The organism is Burkholderia pseudomultivorans, from assembly GCF_902499075.1.
In the GTDB taxonomy this organism is placed as follows: Bacteria; Pseudomonadota; Gammaproteobacteria; order Burkholderiales; family Burkholderiaceae; genus Burkholderia; species Burkholderia pseudomultivorans.
On the sequence record NZ_CABVPP010000046.1, the window covers coordinates 15,128 to 33,334 of the forward strand.

Consider the following 18,207-nt stretch of genomic DNA (forward strand, 5'->3'; position numbering starts at 1 on the left):
GCGTTACCCCAGCACGTTCGCATAGACCTGCTGCGCGAAGCGCTGCGGGTCCGTGCTTTTCTTCAGCACGTTGATGCGGCGGAAATCGTCCGCGTAGAACGCGATTTCCTGCTGCAGGTCGACGTTGGTCGGATGATGCGTGTAGGTCAGCGTCGCGTACAGCTTGCGCAGGTCGTCCGGGCTGATCTTCGGCGAATACTTCGCGAACACCGTCGCGGCCTCGTTCGGGTTGTCGTGCGTGAACTCGGTCGCCTGCACGATCGAACGCGCGAGCGCGGCGGCGGCCGGCCGGTCGTTGCGCACGAGATCGCCGCGCGCGCCGATCACGCAGCACACCTTGCGCGCGTATTCGCCCGACAGGTTGGTCGCGAGTTCCGTGTACGCGCCGTTCGTGCGCTTTTCGAGCAGGTAGAGATTCGGGTCGCCGTCGGCGATCGCCTGGATCTCGCCCTTGTCGACCGCGACGCCGAGCAGGTCGGCCGGATACTGCCGCCACGTGATGTCGCGTTCGGGATCGATGCCGTTCTTCGCAAGCAGGATCGAGAAGAAATGCTTGCCGGGCGCGGCGAGATCGCTGACGCCGACCGTCTTGCCCTTCAGCGCCTGCAGCGTCGTGACGCCGGCTGCCTTCGCGCCGACCAGCCGCACGCAGCCGCCGTGCGAGCTGCCGATGATCTTCACGTCGAAACCGGCTTCGAGCGGCTTCAGCCAGCGGTGGATCATCCCGACCGCCGCGTCGGCCTTGCCGGTCGCGATCGATTCGAGCAGCTGATCGGTCGAGCCGCTGTAGTTGATCAGGTCGACCTTCAGGCCGTTCTTCTCGAAGAAGCCGCGCTCCTGCGCGACGACGATCGGCGTCAGGCAGAACGCGTTCTGGTTCCACGCGAAGGTCAGCTTCTTCAGCGGCGGCGCGGACCAGGCCTTGCGGCCGAGCGTGATCGCGGGCGCGGCGAGCGCGGCCGCGCCGGCGGCGCGCAACAGCCGGCGGCGCCGGTCGTCGGGCGCATCGTTCGGCGCGGTGGCGGGCGAGTGGGTCATCGTCTGGTCTCCGTTGATGCGGAAGGAATGCTCAATCGAGCAGGTCGGGTTCGTCGGCGACGACGCGCGCGAACAGGCTGTCGAACGCGTGCAGCGCGCCTTCGGGCCCGCCGATCTGGCCGTGCGTGTGACGCGCGGTCGCGTGGTCGATCGGTTGCGGCGTGCCGGCCGCCTCGGCGAGCAACTGCGTATGCGCGGCGTTGTCGAGCGCGATGTACCACCACGCGGCGGCCTCGACGCTCGGGCCGGCCGTCAGGATGCCGTGGTTCTTCAGGATCACGCCCTTGTGCGTGCCGCCGTCGGGCTTCGCCAGCGCGTGCGCGATGCGCGCTCCTTCATCGGTGTCGACGACCATCCCCGTGAAGTCGTCGAACAGCGCGTGATCCTCGTAGAACACGCATGCGTCCTGCGTCAGCGGATCGAGCGTGCGGCCGAGCGTCGACCATGCCTTGCCGTAGGTCGAATGCGTGTGCGCGGCGGCGACCAGCTGCGGATGCGCGTCGTGAATCGCCGCATGGATCGCGAACGCGGCCTTGTTCAGCGGCCGGCTGCCGATCGCGGTTTCGCCGCGTGCGTTGACCAGCAGCAGGTCGGATACCTTGATCTGCGAGAAATGCACGCCGAGCGGATTCACCCAGAAATGGTCGGGTAGCTCCGGATCGCGCGCGGTGATGTGGCCGGCGAGCCCCGACGCGAAACCGTAGCGCGCGAACAGCCGGAACGCGCCCGCGAGCCGCTCCTGCCGGTGACGGCGCTCGGCGGCGACGTCGCTGCGCGGCGCGGGCGGATCGAACCAGAAATGCTGGCGCGGAGATTCGGCGAGCACGAGGCCCGATGCGGTGCGCACGGGCGAAGAAAGAACGGCGGACATCGGGTCGGTCTCCGTGGGGCGTCAGGCTGCGCGGCGGGCCGCGTCGCGTGCCGCGACCGCGCTGCGCACGCGCGGAATCAGTTCGCGGCCGTAGTCGATCGCATCTTCCAGCGGATCGAAGCCGCGGATCAGGAAGGTCGTCACGCCGAGGTCGTAGTAGTCGAGCAGCGCGTCGGCGACCTGCTCGGGCGTGCCGACCAGCGCGGTCGAATTCGAGCGCGCGCCGGTGAGCTGCGCGATCTCGGTCCACAGCCGCTTGTCGACGCGCGCGCCGCGCTCGGCCGCGGCCAGCAGCCGGCGCGCGCCTTCGCTCTGCTGCGGGCCGCCGGCGCCGAGGCCGGCCACTTCGCGCAGCCGGCGCGTTTCGTCGAGGATCCGGTACGCGCGCGCCCACGCTTCATCCTCGGTCGCCGCGAGGATCGGGCGGAACGACACCGAGAAGCGCACCTGCCGGCCGTGCTTTGCGGCTTCGGCGCGCACGCGTGCGGTCAGGTCGCGCACCTGGTCCAGCGATTCGCCCCACAGCGCGTAGACGTCCGCGTGCTTGCCGGCCACCGCGAGCGCGGCCTCCGATGCGCCGCCGAAATAGATCGGCACGTGCGGCCGCTGGAACGGCTTCACTTCCGAGTAACCCTGCGTGAAGCGGTAATGGGCGCCCGCATGATCGAACGGCCGGTCTTCGGTCCAGATGCGGCGCAGGATGCCGAGGTATTCGTCGGTGCGCGCATAGCGCGCGTCGTGATCGAGGTAGTCGCCGTCGCGCTGCTGCTCGCTGTCCGAGCCGCCCGAGATGAAGTGCACCGCGAGCCGGCCGCGGCTGAACTGGTCGAGCGTCGCGATCTGCCGCGCGGCGAGCGTCGGCGCGGTGAAGCCCGGACGGTGCGCGAGCATGAAGTGGATGCGCTCGGTCGCGGCGGCCGCGAACGCGATCGTCAGCGTCGCCGACGGGCCGGTCGAATGATGCGGGACGAGGATCCGGTCGAAGCCGGCCGTTTCGTGCGCGCGGGCGAAATCGCGCACGTAGTCGGGATCGACCGCATTGCCGGTCGGCGGATGGATTTCCGACTGCTTCTGACTCTGGATCATGCCGATGAATTCGACGCTCATCTGGGTCTCCGGGGCTGAGGGCGGCCCGATGCGGCGCACGGGCCGGCTGCGGGCAGGAATGGAGCGCAGATTACCGCCGCGATCATGCGGAATGGAAATAATCAATCCCGATTTGAATATCAGATTTGCATGGTTTGGGCGGCGTGGCGTTGCGCCTACGCTGTGGGCTCACGATCGATCGGGCGTGACGCGCCGGCGCGCAGCGCGCCGGGTTTGCCGCCCGCTCGATGTCCGTTTTTGCATTGCCGAAGGAATCCGTCCCGATGTCCGCGAGTCCCGCCGTTGTTCCGACGCCGTTGCAGCCGTCGTCGCTGCTGCGCCATCTGCCTGCCGACGACGCGCGCGTCGCCGCGCTGCTCGACCGGCTCGCGCCCGAGCTGGCCGTCGATGCCGCACGCAACGACGCCGACGGCCGTTTCCCGCACGAGAATTTTGCGCGGTTGCAGCGCGCTGGGCTGATCGCACAGGTCGTGCCGCGCGAACATGGCGGCGCGGGCGCGACGCTCGCGCAGGCGAGCCGAATCGTCGCGGCGGTCGCGCGTGCCGATCCGGCGACCGCGCTGGTATTGACGATGACGTATCTGCAGCATCGCGCGCTCGCCCGCGCCGACAACCGCTGGCCCGAGCGGCTGCGGCGCCGCGTGTTCGGCAGTGCGGTCGAGCAGGGCGCGCTGATCAACGCGCTGCGCGTCGAGCCCGCGCTCGGCTCGCCGTCGCGAGGCGGCCTGCCCGATACCGTCGCGCGCCGCGACGGCGACGGCTGGCGGCTGTCGGGCCACAAGCTGTACAGCACCGGGATTCCGGCGCTGCGCTGGCTCGCCGTCTGGGCGCGCACCGACGAGCCGGCGCCGCGCGTCGGCGTGTTCCTCGTGCCGCGCGAACCCGACGCCGACGATCCGCGCATCCGCGTGATCGAAAGCTGGAACCACCTGGGGCTGCGCGCGTCTGGCAGCCACGAAGTCGTGTTCGACGACGTGCGGCTGCCGGCCGACCACGCGGTGGACGTGCGCGCACCCGATGCGTGGGCCGTGTCGGCCGCGAGCCACGCGGACACCGACGCGCAAGCCGACCAGCAGGCATGGATGGTGGCGCTGCTCGGCAGTCTTTACGACGCCGTCGCGCGCGCATCCCGCGACTGGCTCGTCGAATTCCTGACGACACGCGCGCCGAGCGGGCTCGGCGCACCGCTCGCGACGCTGCCGCGCGTGCAGGAGTCCGTCGGCGAGATCGAGGGCTGGCTGCACGCGAACCGCGTGCTGCTCGACGATCACATCGCGCGCACCGACGCGGGCGCGCCGCCGGCGGTCACGACGAGCGGCCTCGTCAAGCGCAGCGTGACCGAACACGCGATCCGGGCGGTCGAGCAGGCGCTGAAGCTGTCGGGCAATCACGGGCTAAGCCGTCACAATCCGCTCGAACGCCACTATCGCGACGTGCTGTGCGGCCGCGTGCATACGCCGCAGGACGATGCGATCGCGGTTGCGGCGGGGCGGGCGGCGCTCGATGCGGCGCGTTCGCGCGAAACGGCAGCGTAGGCGGGTACGTGCGGGGCGGTCGAACAGGAAGATGCGGGCGATACATGAGAGGCAGTGCCGCCACGCGTCGCATGGCGGCGGCAGTACAACGATGAACATCGCAGCGCCGCGTGTACGTCGTTTGCGGTCACGCCGCCTTGTCGCGCGTTTGCGGCGGCAGGTCGAACGCCGTGCGCGCATGCGCGGCGATCGCGGCGAGCGGCGCCGCGAAGCGGGCCGCGTCCTGGCGGCGCAGCAGCCACAGATCGATCTGCGGTTTGAAGTCGGCGAGCGGCACGATGTCGAGCGCCTCGCGCAGCGGGCTGCCTTCGACGAGCGGCAACGGCATCAGCCCGAGGCCGACGCCGTTCGCGACGCTCTGCAACTGCAGGTCGCGGCCGTACGTGTCGAGCGTGACCGGCATCGGCAGGCCCTGCGCGTCGAGCGCGCGCCGCAGCCCCGCGCGAAAGCCGCAGCCGTCCGGATTGAGCACCCAGCCGCGCGCATGGCAGTCGGCGAGCCGGTAGCTGCGGCGCGGCCAGTCGCCGCGGCGGCCGACCACGACGAGCCGCGTGGCGAGCAGCCGGTCGCCGTCGACCTGCGGCGGCAGCATCATTTCGCGCGCGAGGAACACGAGCGCCGCATCGAGCTCGCGGCGTGCGACGCGTTCGACCAGCATCCCGCCCCACGCGGTCGTCACCTGAGTCGCGAGTGCGGGCCACTGCGCGCCCAGTTTCGCGATCAGGCCCGGCAGCATCAGCTCGCCGAGCCCCTGCGTGAGCCCGACGCGGAATTCGCCCGCGGGCGGCTGACCGCCGGCCGTCAGTTCGCGCAGCGCATCGACCTCGCGCAGGATCGTGCGGCATTGCTCGAACACCTGCCGGCCGATGTCGGTCGGGCGCGGCGGCTTCGTGTTGCGGTCGAGCAGCGTCACGCCGAGCGCTTCCTCGAGATTCTGCACGCGCCGCGTGATCGCGGGCTGCGTCATCCCGAGCTCGGCCGCGGCCTGGCTCAGGGTCTGGCAGCGGACGACTGCTGCAAAAGCGTCGATATCGCTAATTTTCATGTTTGTTCTGCATGGTATTTCAGGTGCATCATGACGATCCATCATATTCGAAGAGGCCGCCGATGAGTACGCTTTCGTTGCATCAGACGCCGCTGCGCCCGTTCGTCGACGGGCTCGATACGTTGCTCGCGTCCGGCGCGAACGAGGCGCGCATCCTCGACGAGGGCGGCGCGCTGCTCGCCGCGCTCGTCGCGCACGACGACTGGCTGCCCGACGCGTTCGCGCAGCCCGATCCCGAGCGCTACCGCCAGTACCTGCTGTATCTGGATCCCGGCGAGCGCTTCTCGGTCGTCAGCTTCGTGTGGGGGCCGGGCCAGACGACGCCGATCCACAATCACACGGTGTGGGGCTTGATCGGGATGCTGCGCGGCGCCGAGCTGTCGCAGCCGTACCGGCTCGACGAAGCGGGCCGGCCCGTGCCGTCGGGCGACGCGGCGCGGCTGGCGCCGGGCCAGGTCGAGGCCGTGTCGCCGCGCATCGGCGACATCCATCGCGTGACCAACGCGTTCGCGGACCAGGTATCGATCAGCATCCACGTGTACGGCGCGAACATCGGCAAGGTCGAGCGCGCGGTGTACCTCGACGACGGCACCGTGAAGCCGTTCGTGTCCGGCTATTCGAATGCTTGATGCGCGAAGGCATGACGCACCGCCCGTTGCAGGCGCGCGCGTGCCGGCTCAAGATGCCATTTCCGTTTCCTTTTCCTCGACTTCAACCGACCTCACCGTGACGCTCTCCGCCGATTCCACTTCACGTTTTCCCACCGCGTCGTACCAGCAAGTACGCGCGCGCCTGCTTGCCCGCGACGAGATCGCGCTGATCGACGTGCGCGAGGAGGATCCGTACGCGCAAGGCCATCCGCTGTGGGCCGCCAATTTCCCGCTGTCGAAGCTCGAGCTCGACGCCTGGACGCGCATTCCGCGTCGCGACACGCCGATCGTCGTCTACGGCGAAGCGAACGGCGAGGATCTCGCGCCGCGCGCGGCCGAAACGCTCGCGCGGCTCGGCTACACCGACGTGCGGCTGCTCGACGGCGGCCTCGCGGGCTGGCTCGCCGCGGGCGGCGAAACCTTCATCGACGTGAACGTGCCGAGCAAGTCGTTCGGCGAATGGGTCGAGGCCGAGCGGCATACGCCGTCGCTGTCCGCGCAGGAGGTGCAGGCGCTGATAGACGCGAAGGCCGACGTCGTGATCGTCGATGCGCGCCGCTTCGACGAGTACCGCACGATGAGCATCCCGACCGCGACCAGCGTGCCGGGCGCGGAACTCGTGCTGCGCGTGCGCGCACTCGCGCCGGATCCCGCGACGCAGGTGATTGTCAACTGCGCGGGGCGCACGCGCAGCATCATCGGTACGCAGTCGCTCGTCAACGCGGGGCTGCCGAATCCGGTCGCCGCGCTGCGCAACGGCACGATCGGCTGGACGCTCGCTGGCCAGACGCTCGATCATGGCGCGTCACGCCGCTTTCCGGACGAGATCGATCCGGCGCTGCGCGCGGACGCGCGCCGGGCCGCGCGCGCGGTGGCCGAGCGAGCCGGCGTGCCGCGCATCGCGCTCGCGGAGGTCGCGGCGCTCGAGGAGCCGGGCCGCACGCTGTACCGCTTCGACGTGCGCACGCCGGAAGAATACGAGGCCGGCCATCTGCCGGGTTTTCTCAACACGCCGGGCGGCCAGCTCGTGCAGGAGACCGACCATCATGCGGCCGTGCGCGGCGCGCGGATCGTGCTCGCCGACGACGACGGCGTGCGCGCCGACATGACCGCGTCGTGGCTCGCGCAGATGGGCTGGGACGTGCGCGTCGTCGAGCCGGCGGGCAGCGCGGCGTTTACCGAAGCCGGCCAGCCGCCGCGCGACGTGCCTGCGCCGCCGCCCGCGACCGAGCTGTCGCCCGCGACGCTGGCGGGCTGGTTGAAGGAAGCTGCACCCGGCGACGTTGCAATCGTCGACGTGACCGCCAGCGCCAACTATGTGAAGCGGCACATTCCGGGCGCATGGTTCGCGGTGCGCGCGCAGCTGCGCGACGCGCTCGCGGCGATCCCGCCCGCGCAGCGCTACGTGTTCACCTGCGGTTCGAGCCTGCTCGCGCGCTTCGCGGCCGACGACGCGCGGGCGCTGTTGCCCGCGTCCGCGCAGATTGCGGTGCTGACCGGCGGCACGGCAGCTTGGATCGATGCGGGCCTGCCGCTCGAAAGCGGCGAGACGCGGCTCGCATCGCCGCGCGTCGACCGCTACCGGCGGCCGTACGAGGGCACCGACAACGCGGCGGCGGCGATGCAGGCGTATCTCGACTGGGAATACGGGCTGGTCGATCAGCTGAAGCGGGACGGCACGCACCACTTCAGCGTGATCTGACGTTCGCCGGCGCGATACGGCGACGGCGGCGCGGCGGCACACCGCGCCGCTGCCGCTCAGCGCCTGAACGTATCGACGGCAGTGCGGCCGACGGCCGGATCGTCGGTGAAGAAGCCGTCGATGCCCGCGCGCAGGTAGGCCTGGATCTCGCGCACCGAACCGTCGGTGTTGCGCGCGTCCGGCGTGCGGCCGTCCTTCAGCGACGCGGGCAGGAAGTTGTTCTCGGGCCGGAACGTGTACGGATGCACGACGAGCCCCGCTTCGTGCGCATGCCGCACGTACTGCGTCGGCTGCTGCAGCGTGCCGTCGGCGCCGACCGCGATGATCGACGTCTTGTACGGGCCGACGCCGTTCGCATAGGTCGCGATCTCGCGCATCCCGTCGCGCGTCGACAGGTCGCCGTAGGTGCGCGTGTCGTTCGCCTTCACGAAGTCGTACGGGCGCTGGTCGGCTTCGTCCATCAGCTGCACGAGCTTCCAGTTCGGCTGGCTCGCGCCGATCCGGTTGCGGATCGCCTTCAGGTTCGCGACCTCGAACGACTGGATGTAGACGGTCGCGGTGCGCGCCGTGTAGCTGTCCTTCAGCAGCGCATCGACAAGACGGTCCTCGAGCGGCAGGCCGATCGACTGGAAGTAGGTCGGATGCTTGGTTTCCGGATACAGGTGGATCGTGCGGCCCGTCTGCGCGGACATCTGCTTCGCGAGCGCGACGATTTCGTCGAAGGTCGGGATCTCGAACCGGTCGTTGTACGCGGTGTTCGCGGGGCGGACCTGCGGGATGCGTTCGCGGGCGCGCAGCGTCTTCAGCTCGGCGAGCGTGAAGTCCTCGGTGAACCAGCCGGTCAGCGACGCGCCGTCGATCGTCTTGGTCGTCCTGCGGTCCGCGAACTGCGGCAGCGCCGACACGTTCGTGGTGCCCGAGATCTCGTTCTCGTGGCGCGCGACCAGCACGCCGTCGCGGGTCGCGACGAGGTCGGGCTCGATCACGTCCGCGCCGTCGTCGATCGCCTTGCGGTACGACGCGAGCGTGTGCTCGGGACGCAGCGCGCTCGCGCCGCGATGGCCGACTACCTGGACTTTCGCGGCAATCGGCCGGGTCGGGTCGGCCACGAGCGTGTCGTCGCCGCCGCAGGCGGCGAGCAGGAACGCGGCGGCGCAGGCGAGCGGAACGTGGCGGGCGGCGGTCGGGCGCTTGAAGAGCATGTCGGGAAACCTTCGAAACGGGAATCGGAAAAGGGCGGTCGCTGCGGCGGCGCGGCGTTCGCGACGGCCCGCCACGCATCGAACGGGACGCGATCGTCGCATCGAATCATTACATATGTATTACTTTCGCCTTTCTTGTTTATTGTGAGGAAGGCGGTGTGCGTATGCGGCCCGCGCGCCGGATGCACTAAACTTGCGGGACTTTTTGCATCGCCGCGCCGGGCCGGACGCCCGTCGTGCGGCGGTGCGGCGACTCGCGGACCGGCGCGTGCGCCGGGCGCCGCGTGCGTCGGGCGCGCGTGCCGGCCGATTTTTCCCGACCCATGACGACTCGTACCGATCCCGCCTATCTGCTCGGCGACCTGCTGAAGAACGTTTCCCGCTCCTTCTACCTGACGCTGCGCGTGCTGCCCGACGGCATGCGCGACCCCGTCGGCCTCGCGTATCTGCTCGCGCGCGCGGCCGACACGATCGCGGACACGGCGCTCGTCGCGCCCGATCGCCGCGCGGCGCTGCTGACCGACCTGCGCGACGAGATCGAACGGCTCGGCGACGGCGCGGCGCTGTCGCGCGCACTGGAAGACGTGACGCGGATGCAGACCGATTCGCACGAGCACGTGCTGCTCGGCTCGATGGCGCCGATGCTCGGGCTGCTGCGCGCGCAGCCGGAAGCGGACCGCGCGTCGATCCGCAAGGTCGTCGCGACGCTGACGTCGGGGATGGAGTTCGACCTGCGCACGTTCCCCGACGAGCAGTCGGGGCGGGTCGCGGCGCTGCCGGCGCGCGACGTGCTGGACCGCTATACGTATCTGGTCGCGGGCTGCGTCGGCGAATTCTGGACCGACATGACCGGCATGCATACGCGGGCGGCGCGGCGCTGGGACCTGCCGGACATGCGCGAGAAGGGCATCCGCTTCGGCAAGGCGCTGCAGATGACCAATATCCTGCGCGACTGCGCGAAGGATCTGCGCATCGGCCGCTGCTACCTGCCCGAGGACGTGCTCGGCGCGCACGGGCTCGGCGTGGCCGACCTGCTGTTGCCGGACGCGTCGGCGCGCGCGCGCGGCGTGCTGTTCGACCTGCTGCGCGTCGCGCTTGCGCAGTATCGCGACGCGTGCCGCTACACGCTTGCGATCCCGCGCCGCTTCGTGCGGCTGCGGCTGGCGTGCCTGTGGCCGATCCTGATCGGGCTCGAAACGCTCGAACTGCTGGCCGCGAACGACGCGTGGCTCGACCCGGCGCAGCCGTCGAAGGTGCCGCGCAAGCGCATCTATCGGATCATGGCGTCGTCGCTCGCGATGGTCGGCTCGAATGCGGCGATCCGCGCGCGCATCTCGACGCTCGCCGACGCGGTCGAAACGCGGATCGCCCGCACCGCATCGCGCTGAATTCCCGGCCGGCGCGCCGCGCCGGCCGCATCCCTTCGGCCCGCGTTCGTCGGGCCGCTCCCGTTCGCTATCCCGAGCATTTCCGCCCGCCCGCACGATGCTTGGGCTGCCGCAATGCGCGTGTCACGATCGTCAGCGATCCTGCGCGGTTGCCTGCGTCGCAGCCGCGCGCCGTCGTCATGCATGTGTAAGACGGCCGGGCCGCAAGGCGTCTGACGACTTCCGACGGTCGCCGTGCACCAGTAAAAATGTAAAGCTAGGGTTTTCACCGGGAAATGCCGTAAACGCCCGCCGCATAAGCGTTTTCAGGTGTTATGTAACCATTTGGTGAACCTGCGCGTTGCGTCGATCATACGATGACCGACTGCGCGTGTTGGGAAATAATCGGTAATCCGTCAGAATTGCGCCGGCATGTACTCGCACATGTGTCACAAGACCACACCAGAAAAGAATCAATCTTTGAGGACGGAGAATCAATGAAAAAGCGCGTCGCTGTCGCCATGACGGCAGCCGGCCTTGCGGCCGCTACCGCCGCCCACGCTCAGAGCAGCGTGACCCTGTACGGTATCGTCGATAACGCCATCGCCTACCAGAACAACTCGTCGGCAACCGGCGCGACCACGGGCGGTCACTCGAAGGTGCAGATGGCCACCGGCATCTGGGCAGGTAGCCGCTTCGGCCTGAAGGGCAGCGAAGATCTCGGCGGCGGCACGAAGGCGATTTTCCAGTTGGAAGCCGGCTTCAACGCGAACAACGGTACGTCGCAGTGGTCGGGCGGCATCTTCACGCGTCAGGCGTGGGTCGGGATGACGAACCCGGTCTACGGTACGCTGACGGCCGGCCGCCAGTACACCGCGTACTACACGCTGCTGTCGCCGTATAGCCCGACGACCTGGCTGACCGGCTATTACGGCGCGCACCCGGGCGATATCGACTCGCTGGATACCAGCTACCGCGCGAACAACTCGCTCGTTTACATGTCGCCGAAGTTCTACGGCTTCACGGTCGGCGGTTCGTACTCGTTCGGCGGCGTGCCGGGCAGCGTGAACCGCGGCTCGACGTGGAGCGCGGCGATCCAGTACCTGAACGGCCCGGCAGGCGTCGCGGTCGGCTTCCAGCGCATCAACAACTCGACGTATGGCGGCGGCGTGTGGGGCGCGAACTCGACAGTCCAGAACGGCCTCGATTCGAGCGGCAACGGTGCGGAACCGGCCGTGTCGTCGATCAACAACGGCTACCGCTTCGCACAGGCGCAGCAACGCCTGGCCGTGACGGCGGGCTACCAGTTCACGCCGGCGTGGGATATCTCGGTGTCGTACTCGAACGTCCAGTACATCCCGGGCGCGAACTCGGGCTTCGCGAACACCGCGATCTTCAATACCGGCGGCGCAGTGCTGCACTGGAAGGCATCGGCGCAGTGGGACTTCGCGGCGGGCTACTCGTACACGGCGGCAACGCAGTCGAACGGCATCTCGAGTTCGGCCAAGTACCACCAGGTCACGCTGTCGCAGTACTACAGCCTGTCGAAGCGCACGGGCCTGTACGCGCTTGAGGCTTACCAGCACTCCAGCGGCAACACGATCGGCGGTAACGGCGGCATCATTGCCGCGACGACGTCGATCGGCGACGGCGTGGGCGCAGGTTCGAAGCAGAACCAGATCGGCGTCGGCGTCGGCCTGATCCACCGCTTCTGATGTCGCGCGGCGCGCGAGCGCCGCGTCACTCCTGCGGTATCGAAGAAACCGGCTTTCGGGCCGGTTTTTTCATGGGCGGCGCAGGTCGCGCGCAAACCGTCCCGTCATTCACTGCGACTGCGCGGCATCGTCGATTCCATTGCCCGCCAGCGCCTGAAACAGCGCCGCCGTATCGGTCAATCGATCGGCCTGCGCGCGCGTGCGGTCGAGCGCCGTCTGCAGTACCTGCCGCTGCGTGTCGAGCAGGTCGAACGTACTGATTCCGCCCGACGCGTAACGGTTGCCGGCAATTGCGCGGCGCGCCGACGCTTCCTGCGCGGCGATGTCGGTTGCCTGCAGTTCGGCCGCATCGTGTTCCACCGCGCGCATCGCGTCGGCGACCTGCTGCAGCGCTTGCAGCACCGTGTCTCGATAACTCGCGAATGCCGCGTCGTACGCGGCCTGCGCCGCGCGTTTCTTCGCGCGCAGCTCGCCGCCATGAAAGAGCGGCTGCGTGAGGCCGAGGCCCACGTTCCAGATATTCAATCCATTCACGATATCGGCGATGCGCGTGCGTTCCGAGCCGATGCCCGCCGAGATCGAGAAGCGCGGATACAGGTTCGCGGTCGCGACGCCGACGTTCGCGCTCGCCTGATGCAGCAGCGCTTCCGCCGCACGGATGTCGGGCCGCTCGCGCGCGAGCGTCGACGGCAGCGTGACGGGCAAGGTACGCGGCAACGCGAGTGCATCGAGCGTCAGGTCCGGCAGGTCGGTCTCGGCGGGCGGCGTGCCGAGCAGGATCGCGAGCCGATGATCGGCCTGCGCGACGCGTGTCGCGAGCGGCGGCAGCGTGGCCTGCATTTGCGCAAGCAGCGTGCGCTGCGCATGGACATCGGCCTGCGAAACGCCGCCTGCCGCGGCGCGCGCGTCGACGATGCGCAGCTGCTGCGCCTGCGCAGCGATGAGCTGGCGCGTGAGTGCGATCTGCCGGGCCAGCGAAGCGCGCAGGATCGCGGTCGCGACGACATTGCCGGCGAGCGTCAGGCGCGCGGCATCGACCGTATACGATTGGTAGTCGACCTGCGCGAGCAGTGCTTCGAGCGCACGCCGGTTGCCGCCGAACACGTCGAGCGCGTACGACACGTTCACCGACGCGTCGTACAGCGTAAACGGCCCCGGATTGGGCACGCTGGCGGGCAGGCCGAACGCGGCGACATCGACTTTCTCGCGCGTCGCGGACAGGTTCGCGTCGACGCGCGGCAGCATCGTCGCGCCGGCTTCGGCGACGTAGTTCTGCCGCGCTTCGTCGAGCCGCGCGCGGGCTTCGGCAAGCGTCGGGCTGTTGCGCCATGCGGTATCGACGAGCCGGTTCAGCGGCTCGGAGCCGAACGCCGTCCACCAGCGCGTGAGTGCATGCGCGCTCGGCGCGAACGTCTGCGCGTCGCCGGCCGGGCCGCCAGCGGCTGCGGTCGCCGGCGGCGGCGCGCCGCGCGTGTAGCGTTGCGTCGCCGGTGCGTCCGGCGTGTAGAAATCCGGACCGACCGCGCATCCGGCCAGCAGCGACGCGGCCGCGAGCGATGCAATGGCGGTCGCGCGAGCGGCGGCGGGCAGGCGGAGCGGGGCGGGCCTCATCGCGCGGTCCTAATCGAGCGTGCGCCGGTAGAAGCGCAGCGCGACGCCCATCACGACGACGGTGAACAACGCGACCGGCCATACGGACGGCCACAGGTCGGCCCAGCCGTCGCCCTTCAGCAGGATGCCGCGCACGAGGCGGTTGAAGTAGGTGAGCGGCAGCAGGTTGCCGATGAAGCGCGCCCACGCCGGCATCCCCGCGAACGGGAACATGAAGCCCGACAGCAGGATGTTCGGCAGGAAGTAGAACACCGCGAGCTGCATCGCCTGCAACTGGTTCTGCGCGAGCGACGACAGCGTGATGCCGACCGTCAGGTTCGCGGCGATGAACAGCAGTGCGGCCAGGTAGATCGCGAACAGGCTGCCGACGAACGGCACCTCGAACACGAACCGCGCAGCCGCGAGAATGATCGACACCTGGATCAGCCCGATGAACACGTACGGGACGATCTTGCCCGTCATCACCTCGATCGGCCGCACCGGCGTCGCGAGCAGGTTCTCCATCGTGCCGCGCTCGCGTTCGCGCGTGATCGCGAGGCCCGTCATCATCACCATCGTCATCGTCAGGATCACGCCCATCAGACCCGGCACGACGTTGTACTGCGTGATGCCTTCGGGGTTGTACAGCCGGTGCAGCTCGACGTCGAACGCCGGCGGGCGGCCGTTCAGGTGCGCGAGCGGGCCGGTCAGGTCCTTGTCGGCGACGGGCTGCACGAGGCCCGCCAGCGCGCCGAGCGCGGACGCGGTCGCGACCGGATCGGTCGCGTCGGCCTCGACCAGCAGCGACGGACGCTCGCCGCGCAGCAGCCGGCGCGAGAAATCGGCCGGCACGTTCAGCACGAACAGCACGTCGCCGCGCGCGAGCGCGTCGCGGCCGGCCGCTTCGTCGGGCAGCGTCTCGACGATGTCGAAGTACGCGGAGTTGCGCATTGCGGCGATGAAGCTGCGCGCAAACGGGCTCGGATCGGCGACGATCACCGCGGTCGGCAGATGCTTCGGATCGGTGTTGATCGCGAAGCCGAACAGCGCGAGCTGGATGATCGGCACGCCGACGATCATCGCGAAGGTCACGCGGTCGCGGCGCAGCTGCAGGAATTCCTTCAGCACGATGCTCCACCAGCGGGCGACCGAGAACGAGCCGTGCAGGCGCGCCCACGTGCTCATGACGATGCTCCGCCGGCCGGGCCGGCTGCGCGGCTCATCATGTAGATGAACACGTCTTCGAGCCCGGTGTCGATCGGCGCGATGCGCAGCGACGGGTCGCGCGCGACCTGCGCGAGCGTCGCGTCGAGTGCGGCCTGATCGTGGCCGCTGACGTGCAGCGCGGAACCGAACACGACGGTCTGGTCGACGCCCGGCATCGCGTGCAGCCGCGCGGACAGTTCGGCCAGGCGTTCGCCGGTGATCGCGCGGGTCGACAAGCGCTGCGACGCGACGATCTCGGCCGACGTGCCCTGCGCGAGTAGTTCGCCATAGGCGATATACGCGAGCTTGTGGCAGCGCTCGGCCTCGTCCATGTAGTGCGTGCTGACGAGCACCGAGATGCCTTGCGCGGCGAGCCGGTGCAGTTCCTCCCAGAAGTCGCGGCGCGCGGCCGGATCGACGCCCGCGGTCGGTTCGTCGAGCAGCAGCAGTTCGGGCTCGTGCAGCATGCACGCGGCGAGCGCGAGGCGCTGCTTCCAGCCGCCCGACAGCGAGCCCGTCAGCTGGTCGGCGCGGCTTGCGAGGCCGAGCCCGTCGAGCGCGCGCGCGACGACCGCCTGGCGGTCGGCCATCCCGTACACGCGCGCGACGAAGTCGAGATTCTCGCGGATCGACAGGTCTTCCCAGTACGAGAAGCGCTGCGTCATGTAGCCGACGCGGCGCTTGATCTGCGCGCTGTCGCGCACGATGTCGTAGCCGAGGCAGGTGCCGCTGCCCGAGTCGGGCGTCAGCAGCCCGCACATCATCCGGATCGACGTGGTCTTGCCGCTGCCGTTCGGCCCGAGAAAGCCGAAGATCTCGCCGCGCGCGACGCGCAGCGACACGTCCTTCACGACGTGCTTGTCGCCGAAGCGCTTGTTCAGGCGCTCGACGTCGATCGCATACGGGGCTTGCGGCGCGCTCACGGCACCCTCACGGCGACGGGCTGGCCCGGATGCAGCTTCGGCGCGTCCGCGACGGCCGGGTGCGCCTCGATCATGAACACGAGCTTGGTCCGGCTCTCGTTGCTGTAGATCACGGGCGGCGTGTATTCGGCCTGGTTCGATACATAGGTGATGCGCGCGGGCACGTCGGCCGCGCAGCCGTCGCAGTGGATCATGACCGCGCGGCCCGGCGCGAGCGAGCCGACGGCGGCCTCCGGCACGAAGAAGCGCACCTTCAGGTTCTGCGGCGGCAGCATCTGCACGACCGGATTGCCGGCCTGCACCCATTCGCCGACGCGGTACAGCGTGTCCTGGATGCGTCCGGCCGCCGGCGCGGCGACGCGCTTCTGATCGAGTTTCCATTGCGCTTCGGCGACGGCCGCCTGGGCGGCGTCGACCTGCGCGGCCTGGGCGGCGACCTGCTGCGCGCGACCCGGCAGGCGCGCGACGTCGACCTGGTTCTGCAACTCGCGCACTTGCGCGGCGGTGGTTTGCGCGGACGTGCGCGAATCGTCGAGCTGCTGCTTCGAGATGCCGCCCGCCGCGTACTGGCGCTCGTCGCGCGCGAGCTGGGCGGCGGCCCGCGACGCCTGCGCGGCGGCCTGCGCGAGCTGCGCCTTCGTCACGTTGACCTCGGGCGGCCGCTTGCCGGTGCGCAGGTCGGCCAGCTGCGCGCGTGCCGCGTCGAGCTGGTGCTGCGCCTGCTGCAGCGCGGCCGTCTCGCTGACGGCCTCGAGCGAGAACGCGGGCGCGCCGGCCGCGACCGTCTGGCCGCGCGCGACCGACAGCTGCGTCAGCGTGCCCGACTGCGACGACGACAGGTACACGAACTCGCCCTCGACATAGCCCTGGTAGGTCGGCGTGCGGTCGGCCGGTTTGCCGCAGCCGGCGAGCAGCGCGACGACCGCGACCAGCGCGGGCGGCAACGCGCGCGCCGCGTTCACGATGGCCTCCGCGGCGTGCGTGCCCGCGCGCGGGGCTTGGCGGCGGGCGGCTGCATCCCGGTGCCGAGCAGCGCGCGGACATGGCGGTGCAGCACGTCGCGGTCGATCGGCGGAAGCCCGCGTGCGCTTTGCCACAGCTTCGCGGTCGCGAGCGGCAGCATCACGAGCGCGATGATCGAATGGAACAGGAAGGCCGGTTCGAGCGCCGGGTTCAGCGTGCCGGCCTGCTGCGCGGCGCGCACGCGCTCGGCGAACCGCCCGACATGGTCGAGCGGAATGCGCCTGAGCATCCGTTCGCGCAGCATCCCGCCTTCGTGCACGATCTCGCGCAGCCAGATCGACGGCAGCCACGGCATCCGGTGCGTCACGTCGAAGAAGCGGTCGACGAGTTCGGCGACGAGCGCGAACGGATCGTCGTCGATGCGCCGGTCGGTCGGCCGCCACACGAATGCGATCGCCTGGGCGAGCCGTTCCTCGACGATCGCATCGAGCAGTTGTTCGCGGTTCGTGAAGTAGTAGTGGACCATCGCCGAGGTGACGCCCGCGGCCGCGGCGATCTGCGCGACCGTGGTGGCCGCGATGCCGCGTTCGGCAAACAGCGCGATCGCGACGTCGAGCATGTGGTCGCGCAAGTCGAAATCGTCCACCGACGGGCGGCGCCCGCGCGGCTTGGTGACGGTGGGTTTCACGCTCATGCAGACCACACTAATTGATGAGTTAGTTAATTTCAAGGAAGGGTTTTCGCCGGGATTGATCGAGATCAGCAAAGCGGCGAAAGGAGGCGGGCGCGGACGTGGCAAGGCCCGGCATGGAGGCAGCGGCTCAAGCGTGCGAACCGCACCGGTCCGCACGCGCGGCGCGACGTTACGGGTCGATCGGCGACTTCAGCGGGGCGTGCTCGCCGGTCAGCCCGAACACGACGAGCTGCGCGGGCTCGGTCGCGCTCGCGTTGCGCGATACCCGATGGCGCGAGCCGGGTGGCTCGTACCAGCCTTCGCCGGCGCGGTAGCGGCGCAGCGGGCCGTCGTCGACCTGCGACAGCACTTCGCCTTTCGACACGACCGCGAACACGGAGCCGAGATGCCGGTGCGGCTCGGATGCCTGGCCCGGCGCGTAGTCGACGGTCGCGACGACGACCAGCTTGCCGGGCGCCTCGGGCACCGGCTGCCGCATGATCGCGTGCAAGGCATCGGCCGCGTCGTGCGCGTGCGCGCCGGCCGGCAGCAGCGCGGCGCCGAGCGACAGCGCCGTGCAAAGGGCCGTGCGCCGGAGCAGGGAGCGGGTCATCGTCGCC

At 69.8% G+C, this 18,207-nt stretch carries 16 protein-coding genes; 5 read left to right on the plus strand and 11 right to left on the minus strand.

Going from position 1 to position 18,207, the window contains the following annotated elements:
* Nucleotides 1-3: 3 nt before the first annotated feature.
* The 3 genes from BST28156_RS24870 to BST28156_RS24880 are packed head-to-tail and all read right to left on the minus strand — an operon-like array spanning nucleotide 4 to nucleotide 3,016.
* Nucleotides 4-1,038: an ABC transporter substrate-binding protein gene (locus BST28156_RS24870; protein WP_174903596.1), complete on the minus strand. Its 1,035-nt coding sequence runs from the start codon at nucleotides 1,036-1,038 to the stop codon at nucleotides 4-6.
* Nucleotides 1,039-1,069: 31 nt separating this feature from the next.
* On the minus strand, nucleotides 1,070-1,909 hold the full coding sequence (locus BST28156_RS24875; RefSeq protein ID WP_174903597.1) for a class II aldolase/adducin family protein: 840 nt from the start codon (nucleotides 1,907-1,909) through the stop codon (nucleotides 1,070-1,072).
* Nucleotides 1,910-1,930: 21 nt separating this feature from the next.
* Nucleotides 1,931-3,016 carry an LLM class flavin-dependent oxidoreductase gene (locus tag BST28156_RS24880; protein WP_174903598.1) on the minus strand — a complete coding sequence of 362 codons (1,086 nt, stop codon included), beginning with the start codon at nucleotides 3,014-3,016 and terminating at the stop codon, nucleotides 1,931-1,933.
* 263 nt (nucleotides 3,017-3,279) lie between these two features.
* Here BST28156_RS24880 and BST28156_RS24885 point away from each other — a divergent pair, with 263 nt between their 5' ends.
* Nucleotides 3,280-4,551 (plus strand): acyl-CoA dehydrogenase family protein, encoded by a 1,272-nt coding sequence (locus BST28156_RS24885; RefSeq protein WP_174903599.1) that lies wholly within the window; start codon nucleotides 3,280-3,282, stop codon nucleotides 4,549-4,551.
* 127 nt (nucleotides 4,552-4,678) lie between these two features.
* Here the strand turns inward: BST28156_RS24885 and BST28156_RS24890 are convergent, their stop codons facing one another.
* A complete protein-coding gene (locus tag BST28156_RS24890; RefSeq protein WP_174903600.1) occupies nucleotides 4,679-5,596 on the minus strand; it encodes a LysR family transcriptional regulator in 918 nt (305 codons plus the stop codon).
* Between the two features lie 62 nt (nucleotides 5,597-5,658).
* On the opposite strand from BST28156_RS24890, the gene BST28156_RS24895 reads away from it, so the two are divergent.
* Together BST28156_RS24895 and BST28156_RS24900 are read left to right on the plus strand one after the other, a co-directional pair.
* Nucleotides 5,659-6,225, plus strand: a complete 567-nt coding sequence (locus BST28156_RS24895) for a cysteine dioxygenase family protein (RefSeq protein ID WP_174903601.1) — start codon at nucleotides 5,659-5,661, stop codon at nucleotides 6,223-6,225.
* 97 nt (nucleotides 6,226-6,322) lie between these two features.
* Nucleotides 6,323-7,948, plus strand: a complete 1,626-nt coding sequence (locus tag BST28156_RS24900) for a rhodanese-related sulfurtransferase (RefSeq protein WP_174903602.1) — start codon at nucleotides 6,323-6,325, stop codon at nucleotides 7,946-7,948.
* 56 nt (nucleotides 7,949-8,004) lie between these two features.
* Here the strand turns inward: BST28156_RS24900 and BST28156_RS24905 are convergent, their stop codons facing one another.
* Nucleotides 8,005-9,150, minus strand: a complete 1,146-nt coding sequence (locus BST28156_RS24905; protein ID WP_174903603.1) for a glycerophosphodiester phosphodiesterase — start codon at nucleotides 9,148-9,150, stop codon at nucleotides 8,005-8,007.
* Between the two features lie 323 nt (nucleotides 9,151-9,473).
* Between BST28156_RS24905 and BST28156_RS24910 the strand changes: the two genes are divergently transcribed.
* Both BST28156_RS24910 and BST28156_RS24915 read left to right on the plus strand, forming a co-directional pair.
* Nucleotides 9,474-10,538 (plus strand): phytoene/squalene synthase family protein, encoded by a 1,065-nt coding sequence (locus BST28156_RS24910; protein WP_174903604.1) that lies wholly within the window; start codon nucleotides 9,474-9,476, stop codon nucleotides 10,536-10,538.
* A 476-nt stretch (nucleotides 10,539-11,014) separates the two neighbouring features.
* The gene (locus BST28156_RS24915; protein WP_060238250.1) at nucleotides 11,015-12,232 is read left to right on the plus strand and encodes a porin; all 1,218 of its coding nucleotides are present in this window, start codon (nucleotides 11,015-11,017) and stop codon (nucleotides 12,230-12,232) included.
* Between the two features lie 108 nt (nucleotides 12,233-12,340).
* Here BST28156_RS24915 and BST28156_RS24920 read toward each other — a convergent pair whose 3' ends face one another.
* The 6 genes from BST28156_RS24920 to BST28156_RS24945 form a co-directional block, all read right to left on the minus strand.
* Nucleotides 12,341-13,843, minus strand: a complete 1,503-nt coding sequence (locus BST28156_RS24920) for an efflux transporter outer membrane subunit (RefSeq protein WP_174903605.1) — start codon at nucleotides 13,841-13,843, stop codon at nucleotides 12,341-12,343.
* A gap of 9 nt (nucleotides 13,844-13,852) precedes the next feature.
* Nucleotides 13,853-15,007 carry an ABC transporter permease gene (locus tag BST28156_RS24925; RefSeq protein WP_060238242.1) on the minus strand — a complete coding sequence of 385 codons (1,155 nt, stop codon included), beginning with the start codon at nucleotides 15,005-15,007 and terminating at the stop codon, nucleotides 13,853-13,855.
* Nucleotides 15,004-15,951 (minus strand): ABC transporter ATP-binding protein, encoded by a 948-nt coding sequence (locus BST28156_RS24930; RefSeq protein WP_174903606.1) that lies wholly within the window; start codon nucleotides 15,949-15,951, stop codon nucleotides 15,004-15,006. The genes BST28156_RS24925 and BST28156_RS24930 overlap by 4 nt, the downstream gene beginning before the upstream one ends.
* Entirely contained in the window at nucleotides 15,948-16,913 is a 966-nt protein-coding gene (locus BST28156_RS24935; protein WP_174903607.1) for an HlyD family secretion protein, read from the minus strand. The genes BST28156_RS24930 and BST28156_RS24935 overlap by 4 nt, the downstream gene beginning before the upstream one ends.
* Nucleotides 16,910-17,608 (minus strand): TetR/AcrR family transcriptional regulator, encoded by a 699-nt coding sequence (locus BST28156_RS24940; RefSeq protein WP_174903608.1) that lies wholly within the window; start codon nucleotides 17,606-17,608, stop codon nucleotides 16,910-16,912. The genes BST28156_RS24935 and BST28156_RS24940 overlap by 4 nt, the downstream gene beginning before the upstream one ends.
* A gap of 169 nt (nucleotides 17,609-17,777) precedes the next feature.
* The gene (locus tag BST28156_RS24945; RefSeq protein ID WP_174903609.1) at nucleotides 17,778-18,200 is read right to left on the minus strand and encodes a cupin domain-containing protein; all 423 of its coding nucleotides are present in this window, start codon (nucleotides 18,198-18,200) and stop codon (nucleotides 17,778-17,780) included.
* Nucleotides 18,201-18,207: the final 7 nt, after the last annotated feature.